Consider the following 15,746-nt stretch of genomic DNA (forward strand, 5'->3'; position numbering starts at 1 on the left):
AACGGTAGTCGACGGGTGATTCTCTCCCGGCGGACCACAGGCTCACATGTTTCAGGGCCAAATATCCTGTCGTTTTGCTGTGCCAGGCAGGTAGGCTGGTAGAGATTGGCTCCGGATGGACCGGAGCACTGAGAACAAGGGAGCTTTCCAATGCCGGAACTTCAATGGACGGACCTTGATCAGCGAGCGGTAGACACCGGGCGTGCCCTAGCTGCCGACGCGGTAGAAAAGGCGGGTAATGGCCACCCGGGTACCGCCATCTCACTGTCGCCGATGGCGTATCTGCTTTTCCAGAAGGTCATGCGTCACGACCCGTCCGACCCCGCCTGGATCGGACGTGACCGCTTCGTTCTCTCCATCGGGCACTCTTCCGTCACCCTCTATAATCAGCTGTATTTCGCAGGCTACGGCCTTGAACTTGACGACCTGAAGTCATTGCGTACCGAGGGGTCCCTCACCCCGGGCCACCCCGAATACGGGCACACGGCGGGTGTGGAGATGACCACCGGCCCATTGGGCCAAGGCCTGGCGTCAGCCGTCGGCATGGCGATGGCCGCGCGGCGGGAGCGCGGTCTGCTCGACCCGGAAGCACCAGCAGGCTCTTCCCCCTTCGATCATTTCATCTACACGGTGGTCGGTGAGGGCTGCCTGGAAGAAGGCGTCACCTCTGAGGCCAGCTCGCTGGCGGGAACACAGCATCTCGGCAATCTCATTGTCATCTGGGATGACAACCGCATCTCGATTGAGGACGATACCTGCATTGCCTTCACCGAGGATGTTCTTGCCCGCTACGCCGCGTATGGCTGGCATACCCAGCATGTCGACTGGACCAACGGCGGTCACGGTTACACCGAGGACGTCGCGGCCCTCGCAGCCGCCATAGAGTCGGCTCAGGCCGAAACCGACCGTCCCTCCATCATCCGACTCTCCACGATTATGGCCTGGCCGAGCCCCACCAAGCAGGGTACAGGTGCAGCCCACGGCGCTGCACTCGGAGCCGAGGAAATCGCCGGCCTGAAGAAGGCTCTCGGGTTGAATCCGGAGACATCCTTCGATGTGGCCGATGAGGTCATTACTCACACACGTACACAGGCGCGCGAGCGTGCCGCGTCGGCACGTGCCGCCTGGCAGGCCGATTACGAGCAGTGGCGTGCCGCCAACCCCGAGCGCGCCGCGTTACTGGACCGGTTGCAGGCCAAGGAGCTGCCCCAAGATTGGGAGTCGGCACTACCCACCTTCGAAACAGGAAAGTCGATTGCCACCCGCGCCGCCTCCGGGCAGGTACTCACGGCTCTGGCCCCCGTTCTTCCCGAACTGTGGGGCGGTTCGGCCGATCTCGCCGGTTCGAATAACACCACGATGAAGGGCGAGCCCTCCTTCCTCCCCGCTGATCGCGTCAGCGCCGATTGGCCCGGCAACGAGTACGGACGGACCCTCCATTTCGGAATCCGCGAACACGGCATGGCCGCCATTCTCAACGGCATCAACTTGCACGGCCTGACCCGTTCCTACGGCGGTACGTTCTTCGTGTTTGCCGATTACATGCGTGGTGCTGTGCGGCTCGCCGCACTCATGCATGTGCCATCGATCTTCGTGTGGACGCATGACTCCATTGGCGTGGGCGAGGACGGCCCCACCCATCAGCCCATCGAGCATCTGTGGGCCTATCGCGCGATCCCCGGCCTCGACATCGTGCGCCCCGCTGACGCCAACGAGACCGCGCAGGCTTGGGCAGGCATTCTGGAACGCAGCGAGGGCAACCCGGCCGGACTCGTGCTCTCCCGGCAGGGCCTACCCGTTCTGGATGAGGTCAGCGCCGATGGCGTCCGTAAGGGCGGCTACGTGCTTGCCGATTCCCCCACCGGAACGGTCGATGTGCAGCTGCTAGCCACCGGATCCGAGGTGCAGGTAGCCCTAGCAGCGCAGGAAACCCTAGCTGCCGAAGGCATCGGTGCACGAGTGGTGTCGCTGCCGTGCCTGGAGTGGTTCGCCGAGCAGGATGCGGAGTACCGTGATTCGGTTATTCTTCCCGATGTGAAGGCACGCGTCTCCGTTGAGGCCGGATCCACCTTCGGCTGGGCCGGATTCGTGGGTGACGCCGGTCGTTCCATCGGTGTGGATCACTACGGTGAGTCCGCATCCGGTTCTGTATTGTTCGCGAAGTACGGCATTACCGGCGACGCCGTCGTGGCAGCCGCTCGCGAGTCGATTGCTGCCGCCAAGTAGCAACCGCAGACGAACAACCGCCATACGAACCGGTGGCCCACCCCGCAAGGGGTGGGCCACCGTCGTTTGAGAATTGGCAATTAGGCGAATTTCGTTGCCAAGCCGATCAGCACGACGACAATCGTCCACACCAGCGCAACACCAACCGTAATTCGGTTGAGGTTACGCTCCGCTACACCGGATGAACGCATCGACGTAGAAATACCGCCACCGAACATATCGGAGATACCGCCACCCTTTCCCTTATGCAAGAGGATGGACAGAACCAGCAGCACGCTCGTGATCACAAGCAGCACCTGGCAAATAACGAGGAGAACGCTCACCTCAGCTCCCTTCCGGTTGTGGCGAATAGACCCAGTGTAACGGATATCAGCGGTGGGGCAAGGTCACGCCTGCTGGTAGGTGACGATCTTCGCGAATTCGTCCGCCTTCAGGCTCGCACCGCCCACCAGCGCACCGTCAATATCCGGTTGTGCCATGAGTTCCGCCGCATTGGACGACTTGACGGAACCGCCGTACTGAATGCGCACCGCATCCGCCGTCGCCTGATCGAAGAGTTCGGCGATCCGAACCCGAATCGCGCCACAAACCTCCTGGGCGTCCTGCGAGGTTGCGACTTCTCCAGTACCGATTGCCCAGATGGGCTCATAGGCGATCACGGATTTCGCCACCTCGGCGGCGCTCAGACCCGCCAGCATGGCATTGATCTGGTCCAGCACATACTCCACGTGCGTCCCAGCCTTTCGGACCTCCAAGGGCTCACCGCAGCACATAATCGGCCGCATTCCGGCGTCGAGTACCTTCTTGGCTTTTTCCCCAACGAGTTCATTCGTCTCGCCGTGGTACTCTCTGCGCTCGGAGTGACCAACAACCACATAGGAGCAGCCGAGCTTGGTCAGCATGGCAGTGGATACTTCACCGGTGTAGGCACCTGAGTCGTGAGTTGAGACGTCCTGCGCGCCGTATGCGATGGAGAGTTCGTCCGATTCGACAAGAGTCTGCACGGAGCGAATATCGGTGAACGGCGGCACCACCACTACCTCCACGGCTGAATAGTCGTGCTTGAGATCAGTAAGTGTCCACGCCAACTTCTGCACCAGATGAGTCGCCTCGAGATGGTCGAGGTTCATCTTCCAATTGCCGGCAATAATCGGTGTACGTGCCATTATTCAGTCCTCCAGAACAGCGATGCCCGGCAGCGTCTTACCCTCGAGGAACTCCAGCGAGGCTCCACCACCGGTGGAAATATGCGAGAACTTCTGCTCATCGAAGCCCAGGTTGCGCACCGCCGCGGCGGAATCGCCACCTCCAACAATGGTGAAGCCGTCGGCATCTTGCATGGCCCGTGCCACGGCCTTGGTTCCTTCGGCGAAGGCCGGGAATTCGAAGACTCCCATCGGGCCGTTCCACACCACAGTCTTGGAATCGGCGATTGCTTCCGCGTAAGCGGCGCCGCTTTCCGGTCCGATGTCCAAGCCCATCTCATCGGCAGGAATGTTGGAAACCGGAACAACAGACGCCGGTGCTTCGGCGGCGAACTTCGGCGCAACGACAACGTCTTCCGGCAGAAGGATCTGCACGTTGTTGTCGGCAGCCTTGCGCAGGTACGACGCCGCAGTATCGATCTGGTCATCCTCCAGCAACGAGGTACCGACCTCATATCCCTGCGCACGGAGGAAGGTGAACGCCATGCCTCCACCGATCAGCAGACGATCAGCCTTGTCCAGGAGATTGTCGATGACGCCAAGCTTGTCCGAAACCTTCGAGCCACCCAGCACCACGGTGTACGGGCGCTCCGGGTTGTTCGTGGCACGCGACAGGGAGTCGATCTCCTTGAAGACCAGCTCACCGGCAGCTGAGGGCAGCAGCTTCGCAATGTCATAAACAGATGCCTGCTTGCGATGCACCACGCCGAAACCATCGGAAACAAAGGCGTCGGCCAATGCGGCGTACTCCTTGGCAAGTTCCTCCCGCTCCGCGTCAACCTTGGAATCCTCGCGCGCATCAAAACGCACATTCTCCAGCAGAACGATCTCGCCGTCGTTAAGCGCTGCAACCTTGGCCTGCGCATCCGGGCCAACCGTATCGGCGGCCAGTACAACATCGCGACCCAGTAGCTCACCTAGGCGAGCAGCCACCGGCGCGAGTGAGAACTCCGGCTTGACCTGGCCCTTCGGGCGGCCGAGATGTGCGGAGACGATGACCTTGGCACCCGCGTTCAGCAGACGCTGCAACGTTGGCACAGCGGCACGGATACGACCGTCGTCGGTAATATTACGGGCATCATCAAGTGGAACGTTGAAGTCCGAGCGAACGAAAACCTTCTTACCGACGAGATCGCCGAGCGAATCAATGGTCCTCATAAAATCTTCCTTTCATGCGGATGCCCGCACACGCGCACTGCATGTGCGGGCATCCCGCTTAGCTCATGGTATTCGAGCTGTTCAGTATCAGAGCTTCGCGCCAACGAGGACCGTCAGGTCAACAAGGCGGTTGGAATAACCCCACTCGTTGTCGTACCAGGAGACAACCTTGACCTGGTTGTCGATAACCTTGGTCAAGCCGGCATCGAAAATCGAGGAATGCGGATCGGTCTCGATGTCCTTCGAGACGATTGGATCCTCGGTGTAGGCCAGAATGCCCTTGAGCGGGCCCTCGGCGGCAGCCTTCACGGCAGCGTTGACGGCCTCAACCGTCACCGGCTTGGAGGCCTCGAAGGTGAGGTCGGTGACCGAGCCAGTCGGGGTCGGAACACGCAGCGCGTAGCCGTCGAACTTGCCCTTCAGCTCCGGGATGACGAGGGCGACAGCCTGCGCCGCACCCGTCTTGGTAGGAACGATGTTCAGGGCGGCGGCACGCGAACGGCGCAGATCCTTGTGCGGGCCATCTTGCAGGTTCTGGTCAGCCGTGTACGCGTGAATCGTGGTCATAAGGCCCTTGACAATGCCGAACTCGTCGTTGAGGACCTTGGCCAACGGTGCCAGGCAATTGGTGGTGCAGGATGCATTCGAGATGATGTTGTGGTTGGCCGGATCGTAGTCCTGCTCGTTCACACCGATGACGAATGTTGCATCTTCGTTCTTCGCCGGAGCGGAGATGATAACCTTCTTAGCTCCAGCCTCAAGGTGCGCCTTAGCAGCGGTCGCATCCGTGAAACGGCCGGTGGACTCGATGACGACGTCGACGCCGAGTTCGCCCCACGGCAGCTGAGCCGGATCGCGCTCCTCAAGAGCCTTGATCGTCTGGTCGCCAATGATGATGGAATCCTCGGTGTAGCTGACCTCGCGGTCCAGCTTGCCGAGAATTGAATCGTACTTAAGAAGGTGAGCCAGGGTCTTGTTGTCGGTCAGATCGTTAACTGCAACGACCTGAATGTCGGCACCCTGGGCGAGGGCGGCGCGGGTGAAGTTGCGGCCAATGCGGCCAAAGCCGTTAATACCTACGCGAATTGTCACTCTGTTCCTCCTAGTGCGCTTTCACGCACGTCTCATAGGTGCGGGCCGCACTTAACAGCCCGCGGGTACCGGACTTATTCTGCCGTCCGGGCTCCGTGCAACATTCTACCGCTTACGGCTCTATCAAGAGATGCCCGGTCCATTCCAAGATGCGACCTTGCCCACAACGAGCACACACCAATAGCGAAAGCCGTGCGGAAAGTCCCGGGTTCCCGCCATCTGTGCTACGCGACCCCGCGCTCGTCAAACATATGGGACTCCGCGCCTGGACGCCGGACTTCGTGCCCGCCTTTTCCTATGCCTTCCGGTTGGCGTCCGCCACGGCGTCAAGCGTGGAGGGGATACCAAGTTCCTCGGCCCGCCGATCCGCCATCGTGTTCAGGCGGCGAAGACGGCCCGCCACCGCATCCTTCGTGGCGGGCGGATTGAGCCGCTCCCCCAGCAAGTTCAACGAATCCTCCGGGTAGCGGATACGGAACTCACCCGCCTCACGGAGATTGTCGGGAATATCCTCCCCAAGGATCTCAAAGGCGCGCTTGACCCTGATCACGGCCACGACAGCGGCGTCCGCCGACCGTCGCATATTCGCATCATCGAAGTTCGCCAGACGATTAGCTGAGCCATGCACTTCACGCTCTACACGTAGTTCCTCCCAGCGCAGCACCGAATCGTTTGCACCCATGCGCGTGAGCATCTCCGCAATGGAATCGCCCTCGCGGATATCCACCCGATGCGCCCCGCGCGATTCGCGCGCACGGTAGGGAATCTCCATGCGTCGCGCCAGGCCCCCCAGTGCGTACGCCGCTTCCAGGCTCGGACACACCACTTCCAGTGCAGCGTTACGCCCGGGTTCCAATAGAGAACCACGCGCGAGGAAGGCACCTCTCCACGCTGCGGCCGCATCCGCCTTCGAACCCCCGACAATGGAAGTTGGCAAGCCACGCACCAGACGCCCATGCGTATCCAGGAGGCCCAGCCGACGCGCAATCCGTTCACCATTCTGCGTGATACGGACGACGTACCGATTCGTCTGCCGCGAGGAGGCAGACGTGGTCAGCAGCTCTGGCTGGATGTTGTAGAGCTGATGCACCAGTTCCCACAGATGCCGGGCCGCTCCAGTGTGACTCAGCTCCCCCTGGATAACAACGCGCCCATTGCTGATCTCAAGGCCACCGCTGAACCTGAACATGGCGCAAGCCTCCGCGATAACGCTGGATTGGAGTCGCGGCCGGACGGTTGCCAGTTCGTCCTTCACGGCCTGGGTAAGCGCGGGCATGCCTGATCCATCTTTCTATTCGGTGCACGTCGGTTACTGTGCATTATTATCTTTCGTCAACGTCCCCGAGGATACCCTCGAAAGCGTCTCGGTACGCAGCGGCTAGTCGGAGAGCATCGTGCCGGGCCGAGCCGTCGCCCATTCTAACCTGCCGCAGCAATAATCGCGCCCCGCATTCCGCAGCGGCCGCTTCTGTCTCCCGTATATCGTCAATCGACGACGGATCGGCGACGACGACGTCGAGTCGCAGGTCAGGTGCGTGTGTACGGAACGAACGAATGTGATCGGCAGAGCTCATTCCGCGCGTCTCCTTCTCGGCCAGAAGGTTCAGAGCGAGACCGCGCCGCGCCGTCGTCGCGCACAGGACCTGGCGTAACTCGGGGACCAAAAGGTGCGGAATAACCGAGGTATACCAGGAACCGGGTCCGAAAATCACCCAGTCGGCCGCACTGATTGCTTCGAGGGCCTCGGGTTGTGCCTGCGGATTCTCAGGCAGTAAGCGCACATGCTCCACATGCCCCGGGGTGGTCGCCACCGCAACCTGACCACGTACCAGATGCTCGCTACCGTCCTCGGTGACCTCCGCCTCAATCTCCAGGGGAACCGAGGACATCGGCAGAACGCGCCCCTTGATTCCAAGCAACTGCCCCACCCATTCCAAAGCGGGAACAGTGCCTCCCAACTGTTCCCACATGGAAACGATCAGAAGATTGCCCAAGGCATGTCCGTTCAACGGACCGCTGGAACTGAATCGGTGCTGCAGAACATCCCGCCAGGTTTGCCCCCACTCGCCATCGTCACACAGTGCGGAAAGCGCCATGCGTAGATCGCCGGGCGGGAGAACGCCGAACTCTTTGCGCAGACGACCGGACGATCCGCCGTCGTCCGCTACCGTCACGACGGCGGTCACGTTCTGCGTGATGATGCGCAGTGCCGACAGACTGGCGTAGAGGCCGTGACCGCCGCCAAGAGCGACCACAGCCGGCCCACGCGCTCCCCGTTCCAGCTCCATTACTCTCGCCCCAAATCACGGTGGATGACACGAACGGCATGCCCCCGCTCACGTAGATCCGCGGCAACCGCCTCGGCCATGGCAACTGACCGATGTTTTCCTCCCGTACAGCCGATTGCAATCGTCACATACGGTTTCAGTTCGTGCGCGTACCCCTCCAGGATGCCAGCCATGAGGTTCGAGTAGGACTCCGCAAAGTCTGCTGCCCCATCCTGGCCCAGCACAAAGTCGGACACCGGCTTGTCATGCCCGGTCAAGTGCCGCAGTTCAGATACCCAGTAGGGGTTGGGAAGAAATCGGACGTCGGCCACATTGTCCGCATCCATCGGTAGTCCGTATTTGAAACCGAAGGACATGACGGTCACATGAACCTCGCTGGCCGTTTCCGCTGCCACGAGTTTGCGAATATGCCGAGACAGGTCGTGAACAGAGAACGTAGTCGTATCAATAATCGTGTCAGCGTGTGCACGCAATGACTCAAGTAACTTGCGTTCGACTTGGATGCCGTCCAGCAGCCGCCCGCCTTCCTGCAGCGGATGGGGGCGGCGCACCGACTCGTAGCGTTGCACAAGTACGTCATCCGAACAGTCGAGGAAAAACACGCGCATATGTAGGCCGCTGTCACGTAGCTCATCAATGGCGTCTTGAAACTCGGCGAAGAAGCTGCGCGAGCGTACGTCGACGATGACCGCGAGCCGCTGTACGCCCGCGCCCGGTGTTATCAGCCCGGCAAGTGCGCGCAACAGCCGGGGCGGAAGATTATCGACCACGTACCAATCCAGGTCTTCCAGCGTGGCACCCACTTGAGATCTTCCGGCGCCAGACATACCGGTGATAATGAGCAACTCCGGGACCTCGTTCGTGGGCAAGATGGCGTCGGCGTCTTGCTCGGGGATACCGATAGGTATTGACGCGGTGTCATTGATGTCGCTCATACCTGCCATCATGCCACAAAAGTGGCAGGCATCACCCGTCCCCTGTTACGAGACGTGCCACAACAGCACAGAAAACGCGGCGACGCCGAGGCGCTAGGCCGTGTTACGAGGGCGCCTTTTCCGGCGGAGCACCCGGCGCAATGATCGAAACCGGGCCGTGTTACGAGGGAACGTTCCCCGGCGATCCCGAGGCGGGCGGCGCAGTATCGGTGGATGCCGCCGCATTGTCGTTTTCTTCACGCTGCTCGGCGTGCGGGGCTTCGGCGCGCAACGCCGTACTCACCATTGTTGCCAGAGCTGGGCCGATACCCGGCACCGTCTGCAGTTCTTCCGGTGTCGCTCGGCGAATCCGTGCCAGAGAGCCGAACGCGCGCAGAAGCGCTTTCTGCTTGGTAGGCCCGAGGCCGGGGATCGCATCCAGTGCTGAGCGCGTCATGGCCTGGCCACGCTTCTTGCGATGGAAGGTGATCGCAAAACGATGTGACTCGTCGCGTAGCTGTTGCAATAGGCGCAACGCGGCAGAATTGCGGGGAAAAATCACCGGGAAGTCCTCGCCCGGCAACCAGACCTCCTCCAGTCGCTTGGCCAATCCCACCAGGCGAACGTCCGCGCCCAGTTCGTCGATCACGCGCTGCGCGGCATTGACCTGCGGCAGGCCGCCGTCCACCACCAGCAGGTCGGGGCGATAGGCAAAACGACGCGGCCGCCCCAGTGCCGCATCCGCGCCGACACCTTCGTTTACATCGCCGCTGCCGTTCACCCTGCGGACATCAGCCTCATCGCCGCCGCCATCCAGACCGGCGGCTTCGGCAAGGCCCTCCGGGGCTTCCCGTGCCTCCTTCCCGGCGTCCTCCGCGCCGCCGGCGTCGTCACCCGCCGCACCGGCAACGAGTCGGCCCAAGCGGCGTCGCAGAACCTCGTCCATTGCCGCCGTGTCATCCGGTACGCCGTTACCTTCTGGCCCTCGCACAATGTAATGCCGGTAGTCGGCCTTCTTCGCGAGTCCATCCTCGAATACCACCATGGAACCGACCTGCTGACGCCCCTGTGTGTGCGAAATGTCGTAGCACTCGATTCGCAGCGGTGCCCGTTCCATTCCCAGTGCGTCGCGCAGCTCTTCCAAGGCCTGAGAACGCACGGTGATATCCGAGGCACGCGCGAGCTTGTGACGTTGCAGGGCCTGCTGCGCGTTGAGATGGACCGTTTCGGCCAGCTTCGCCTTGTCACCACGTCGCGGTGATTTCAGATGTACCGGACCGCCACGCCGCGTCCCGAGCCATGCTTCTAGATCCGCCTGCTCCTCCGGTAGTTCCGGCACCCAGATCTCGCTGGGGAGCGCGCCCAGGGCGGTGTGTTTGCGGTCGTCCACACTATTGGACGACTCCCGCTGCCGGGAAACGGCATCATAGCGGGGATCCGCATATACCTGCATCAACACCTGCGTGATGAGTTCTCCGGTGCTCACACCGGAAACCTCCTCGCTTACCCAGTCCTGTTGGCCACGGATGCGCCCACCGCGTACAAAGAAGACCTGCACGGAGGCTTCTATTTCATCGGCTTCCATACCGAAAACGTCAGCGTCCAGGTTGTCGTCAAATACGACGACGTTGCGCTCTGTCACTGCTTCCAACGCCGCGACCTCGTCGCGCAGGCGTGCCGCCCGTTCAAACTCTTCCGCCTGCGCCGCCGCCATCATCTCGCGCCGTCGCTGTGCGATGGCCGCCGACGAATCTCCATCCATGAACTCAACCACGCCCTCGGCATTCACCCTGTGCTCCGTGGCCGTCACTCGGCCTACGCAGGGCGCGGTACAGCGACCGATATCCGCGTACAGGCACGGCCGCCCGGTGCGTTGTGCCTGCTTGAATTGGCCGGCGGTACATGAACGCATGGGAAAAACCGTAAGCAGGCGATCCAGGGTGTCACGGATGGCCCAGACCTTCGTATACGGGCCGAAGTATCGGGTGCCCGAACGATGCCTTTCACGAGTTATCCACGCACGCGGAAACTCCTCCCCCAAAGAAACAGCGAGGTAGGGATAGGATTTGTTGTCGCGGAATACGACGTTGAACCGCGGCTCGAATTCCTTGATCCACGAGTATTCGAGGGTGAGCGCCTCAACCTCGGAACCAACTACCACCCATTCCACTCGGCAGGCGGTGTGAACCATGCGGCGGATGCGGGGCGATAGGGCCATTTCGTCCTGGAAATAATTGGCAAGCCGATTGCGCAGGCTCTTCGCCTTGCCGACGTACAGGACCCGCCCTTCCTCGTCGCGAAAACGGTACACGCCCGGCTGGGCCGGGATTGTGCCCGGCGCCGGACGGTAACTCGCGGGATCTGCCATCAGCGTGCAGCCGCCACCACAGGCGCGAGAAACTCGCCGGTGGCAGAACCTTTACTCTTGGCCACTTGTTCGGGGGTTCCCTCGGCGATGACGCGACCTCCTCCGGATCCCCCTTCCGGACCCATGTCAATGATCCAGTCGGCGGATTTGATGACATCGAGATTGTGCTCGATAACAATCACCGTGTTTCCCTTCTCCACCAGGGACTGCAGAACGGCCAGTAGCTTGCGCACATCCTCGAAATGCAGACCAGTGGTCGGTTCGTCGAGAATGTACACGGTCCGTCCGTTAGAGCGCCGATGCAGTTCAGAGGCCAGTTTGACCCGCTGTGCCTCACCGCCGGAAAGCGTGGTCGCCGCTTGGCCGAGATGAACATAGCCCAGCCCCACCGATTCCAGCGTGGCGAGGTACCGGGTGATGGACTGAATGGGTTCAAAGAACTCACGGGCTTCCCGTATCGTCATATCGAGAACTTCGGAGACGTTCTTACCCTTGTAGCGCACCTCCAGTGTCTCGCGGTTGTAGCGCGCACCGCGGCACACCTCACAGGGGACGTATACGTCCGGCAGGAAATTCATCTCGATTTTCAGTGTACCGTCGCCCTTGCACGCCTCGCACCGGCCCCCCTTAACGTTGAAGGAAAAGCGGCCGGGACCGTATCCGCGCACTTTCGCTTCCTGCGTCTGCGCGAAAATCCCCCGGATCTTGTCCCACACCCCCGTATAGGTAGCGGGGTTGGAGCGCGGCGTCCGCCCAATGGGCGACTGGTCCACATGAATGACCTTGTCCAGATCATCAATTCCGGTAATCGCCTTATGCCGCCCGGGAACCGTCCGGGCACCGTTGAGCTTGTTGGCAAGCCCCTGGTAGAGGATCTGGTTGACGAGTGTTGACTTGCCGGAGCCGGAAACACCGGTTACGGCAATGAAGCAGGACAGTGGGAAGGATACGGAAATGTTCTGCAGGTTGTTTTCCCGTGCACCGGTGACGGTGATGCGGGCCTTCGGATTGACCGGGCGACGTACCGGGGGCACAGCAATCACCCTCCGACCGGCAAGGTACTGGCCGGTAATGGATTTCTCGTTGGCCACGAGCCCGTCCACGGGACCCGAATACACCACTTCACCGCCGCGCTCTCCCGCACCGGGGCCAATATCAACCACCCAGTCCGCCGTGCGGATGGTTTCTTCGTCGTGTTCGACGACCACCAGTGTGTTGCCGAGGTCACGCAAACGCGTCAGCGTGGCAATAAGGCGCTCATTATCGCGTTGATGCAACCCGATTGAGGGCTCGTCGAGAACATAGAGCACACCGACCAGCCCGGAGCCGATCTGCGTAGCCAAGCGGATCCGCTGTGCTTCACCGCCGGAGAGCGTTGCGGCGCCGCGAGCGAGCGTCAGGTAAGAAAGACCGACGTCGACGAGAAAACCGAGCCGCGCCTGGATTTCCTTGAGCACCTGCGCCGCTATAGCCGCCTGCCGCCTGTCGAGCTGAACGTCGTCAAGGAACCTCTTCGCCTCGTCAATGGACAGGCGACACAGCTCATCAATATTCAGACCGTCGATGCGTACGGCCAGAACCTCGGGCCGCAGCCGCGCTCCGCCGCATGCCGCACAGGGAACCTCGCGCATGTACCCCTCATAGCGGTCACGCGACCAGTCGGATTCGGTTTCGTCATGCTTTCGCATCACGTAGGCAAGAACGCCTTCAAAACCAGTGGCGTATATCCGCTCCCGCCCCCAGCGGTTGCGATACTTCACCTTGACCTTGTAATCCTTGCCACGCAGGATTGCTTGGCGTGCTTTCTTTGGCAACTCGGACCACGGGGTATCCACATCGAAGTCCAGTTCCTCACCGAGTGCCTCCAGCTGTCGAGTGAAGAAGTCTTGATGACCACTCCATGGGGCGATGGCGCCCTGCCTGAGGGTGAGCGAATCGTCAGGAATCACCAGCTCCGGGTCGACCTCGAGTTTCGACCCGATGCCGTCGCAGGCTGGACAGGCGCCATAAGGGGCGTTGAAGGAAAAAGTGCGCGGCTCGATCTCCTCCAGTGCGAGTACGTGATCGTTCGGGCAGGATCGCTTCTCCGAATAGCGGCGCCTACGTTGCGGATCGTCGCCCTCCAGGTCTACTTGCTCGATCACCACAAGTCCGTCCGCAAGCCGGAGTGCGGTTTCAACCGAGTCGGTGAGCCGACTCTTCATGCTGTCACGCGCAACTAATCTGTCCACGACGACGTCGATGTTGTGCCGCAGCTTCTTTTCCAGTTGCGGGGGTTCCTCTAACCTCACCTGTTCACCATCGACGATGGCACGTGAAAAACCTGAGGCGGCGAGCTCGGCAAAAAGATCTTGGTACTCTCCCTTGCGCCCGCGCAGCACCGGTGCCAGCACTTGGAAGCGTGTCCCTTCCGGCAATTCGCTGACTCGATCAACGATTTGTTCTGCGCTCTGCGCCTGAATTCGCTCCCCGCATTCCGGGCAGTATTGCACACCGGCCCGAGCGAAGAGCAGACGCAGGTAGTCGTACACCTCGGTCACGGTACCGACGGTGGAGCGCGGGTTCCGGTTTGTTGACTTCTGGTCGATGGCGACCGCCGGTGACAGTCCTTCGATGAAATCTACATCGGGCTTATCCATCTGGCCCAAGAACTGCCGCGCATAAGAACTCAACGACTCCACGTAGCGCCGTTGCCCCTCCGCGAAAATCGTGTCGAATGCCAAGGAGGACTTCCCTGAACCGGAAAGTCCGGTGAACACTACGAATTCGTCACGCGGAATATCGATGCTGACGTTCTGCAAGTTATGCTCGCGGGCGCCCTGCACGTGGATAACATCATGAGTCACGCCGCAATTCTACATAGAACACGTGTTCGAGCAAAGCGTGGACACCGGGACGTGGCAGCTTCCGCATTTCCCTGGGCTATCAGCGTGTAACCCGCTACGCTTGGTACATGACCACCGTAGCTGTTGAGTACATTTACGACGCGAACAAACTCGATCTCCTGGCACAGGTCCGCCCCAAGCACCGCGAGCATCTCCGCTCGCTTTTCGATGAGGGGAAGTTGCTTGCATCCGGGCCGCTTGGTTCGAGTCACGCTCTGCTTATTGTGGTGGCGGACTCTCCTGAAGAAGGCCTTGCACTCCTTACCGGCGACCCGTTGTTGGAAGCAGGCGTTATCGAGTCGCGTACCGCGCGCGTCTGGAATCCGGTCATAGGACCGTGGAATAACTGATCACTCGGCGGTAGTACTCTGCCGAGGCTGCCTCGGTGGCGACTCGCACGTTATTGGCATGCGCAACGCTCTTGGTGGCATGTCAACACCGCGACTGACCTGACGGGGCCTGGTTCGGTGTCAACGGCGCCGCTAACGGGACACTGCGCGAAAGGCTGGAAGGCCGTTACGCATGCTTACGCGCTTGAGGACCGAAGACCTCAGACTACCTTTCCTGCCTCGTTGTGCCCCATTTTGTCATGACGTCGCGAGACGATCAGCGATGCAACTACTGTGATCAGCACGCACACAATGATGACGCCCAGCGATGCCAGCGGCGGAATCGCCGGAATTGCCTCCAACCATCCCTGACCGTGGCACGCCTCGACGAGCAGTTTTAATCCGATGAAACCGAGAATGGCCGCCAGTCCGTAGTGCAGGTAAATGAGGCGTTCCAGCAGTCCATCCACCAGGAAGAACAACTGCCGCAGGCCCATAAGTGCGAAGGCATTGGCCGCGAAGATAATCAGCGGTTGTTTCGTTAGACCAAATGACGCCGGAATGGAGTCAAGGGCGAACATCAAATCGGCTGAGCCGATGGAGAGTATGCACAGCAGGAACGGCGTAATGTAGGTCCTATTCGCACGACGGACCACTAGTCTATCGCCCACAAACCCGTCCGTGACACGGAAAACTCGCTGTGCCACGCGCACAATCCCATTGGGTTCGTACTCTTCCGGATCCCCTTCGTCACCGCCGGAGACACCCTCTTTGACCTGAGAGTATGCTGTGTAGAGCAAAAAGGCCGCAAAAAGAAAGAATAGCCACGAGAAGCGTTCTAGCAGCGCTGCGCCAAGCAAGATGAAGATCAGACGCAGGACCAGCGCGATGATGATGCCGTATAGCAAGACCTTTTGCTGGTGGGCACGCGGCACCCGGAACGACGCCATGATGATGATGAAAATGAAGATGTTGTCTATAGACAACGAGTATTCGGTGAAGTAAGTGGAGAAGAACTCCACCGAGAACTCCGGGGAGTGCCGGAAGATCATATACACGCCAAAGGCCACGGCGAGCGCGACATAAAACAGCAGCCAGCGGGTGGCCTCACCCAGCGTGGGCTCATGCGGCTTACGGACGTGGCCGACCAAATCCATTGTGATGAGTCCCACGACGAGCAGACCTAGTAGCAGCCACTCTATTGGGTGTACCGCCATGTCGGCGGCAGTTGCGGCGGCAGGCTCCGCCAGCACCGCATGTGAAAGCGGGGAGAGCATATGT

Annotated in this window: 12 protein-coding genes; 2 read left to right on the forward strand and 10 right to left on the reverse strand. The window is 60.8% G+C overall.

The genetic code is table 11. From position 1 onward, the window contains the following. Window positions 1–150 precede the first annotated feature (150 nt). Window positions 151–2,226, forward strand: coding sequence for a transketolase (tkt, locus tag EKN07_RS05535; RefSeq protein ID WP_108715935.1), 2,076 nt, complete (start codon window positions 151–153; stop codon window positions 2,224–2,226). A gap of 80 nt (window positions 2,227–2,306) precedes the next feature. Here the strand turns inward: tkt and secG are convergent, their stop codons facing one another. From secG to uvrA, 9 genes are all read right to left on the reverse strand, one after another. After that, complete coding sequence (gene secG, locus EKN07_RS05540) at window positions 2,307–2,549, reverse strand: preprotein translocase subunit SecG (protein ID WP_108715936.1); 243 nt, start codon at window positions 2,547–2,549, stop codon at window positions 2,307–2,309. A gap of 63 nt (window positions 2,550–2,612) precedes the next feature. Further along, window positions 2,613–3,392: a triose-phosphate isomerase gene (tpiA, locus tag EKN07_RS05545; RefSeq protein WP_126145842.1), complete on the reverse strand. Its 780-nt coding sequence runs from the start codon at window positions 3,390–3,392 to the stop codon at window positions 2,613–2,615. Window positions 3,393–3,395: 3 nt separating this feature from the next. After that, window positions 3,396–4,589 (reverse strand): phosphoglycerate kinase, encoded by a 1,194-nt coding sequence (locus EKN07_RS05550; RefSeq protein ID WP_108715938.1) that lies wholly within the window; start codon window positions 4,587–4,589, stop codon window positions 3,396–3,398. Window positions 4,590–4,676: 87 nt separating this feature from the next. Further along, a complete protein-coding gene (gap, locus tag EKN07_RS05555; protein WP_108715939.1) occupies window positions 4,677–5,681 on the reverse strand; it encodes a type I glyceraldehyde-3-phosphate dehydrogenase in 1,005 nt (334 codons plus the stop codon). Window positions 5,682–5,976: 295 nt separating this feature from the next. Next, window positions 5,977–6,957: a DNA-binding protein WhiA gene (whiA, locus tag EKN07_RS05560; protein ID WP_108715940.1), complete on the reverse strand. Its 981-nt coding sequence runs from the start codon at window positions 6,955–6,957 to the stop codon at window positions 5,977–5,979. Window positions 6,958–7,003: 46 nt separating this feature from the next. After that, window positions 7,004–7,969 carry a uridine diphosphate-N-acetylglucosamine-binding protein YvcK gene (gene yvcK, locus EKN07_RS05565; protein WP_108715941.1) on the reverse strand — a complete coding sequence of 322 codons (966 nt, stop codon included), beginning with the start codon at window positions 7,967–7,969 and terminating at the stop codon, window positions 7,004–7,006. Continuing rightward, window positions 7,969–8,904 carry an RNase adapter RapZ gene (rapZ, locus tag EKN07_RS05570; RefSeq protein WP_126145843.1) on the reverse strand — a complete coding sequence of 312 codons (936 nt, stop codon included), beginning with the start codon at window positions 8,902–8,904 and terminating at the stop codon, window positions 7,969–7,971. Before rapZ ends, yvcK begins: the two co-directional genes overlap by 1 nt. Before the next feature lie 160 nt (window positions 8,905–9,064). Then, window positions 9,065–11,251: an excinuclease ABC subunit UvrC gene (uvrC, locus tag EKN07_RS05575; RefSeq protein WP_126145844.1), complete on the reverse strand. Its 2,187-nt coding sequence runs from the start codon at window positions 11,249–11,251 to the stop codon at window positions 9,065–9,067. Beyond that, window positions 11,251–14,097: an excinuclease ABC subunit UvrA gene (gene uvrA / locus EKN07_RS05580; protein ID WP_126145845.1), complete on the reverse strand. Its 2,847-nt coding sequence runs from the start codon at window positions 14,095–14,097 to the stop codon at window positions 11,251–11,253. Before uvrA ends, uvrC begins: the two co-directional genes overlap by 1 nt. Before the next feature lie 107 nt (window positions 14,098–14,204). On the opposite strand from uvrA, the gene EKN07_RS05585 reads away from it, so the two are divergent. Next, complete coding sequence (locus EKN07_RS05585) at window positions 14,205–14,486, forward strand: YciI family protein (RefSeq protein ID WP_108715942.1); 282 nt, start codon at window positions 14,205–14,207, stop codon at window positions 14,484–14,486. Window positions 14,487–14,686: 200 nt separating this feature from the next. Here the strand turns inward: EKN07_RS05585 and EKN07_RS05590 are convergent, their stop codons facing one another. Then, window positions 14,687–15,742, reverse strand: a complete 1,056-nt coding sequence (locus tag EKN07_RS05590; protein ID WP_346426204.1) for a TerC/Alx family metal homeostasis membrane protein — start codon at window positions 15,740–15,742, stop codon at window positions 14,687–14,689. Window positions 15,743–15,746: the final 4 nt, after the last annotated feature.

This window comes from Actinobaculum sp. 352 (genome assembly GCF_003957265.1).
Lineage (GTDB): Bacteria > Actinomycetota > Actinomycetes > Actinomycetales > Actinomycetaceae > Asp313.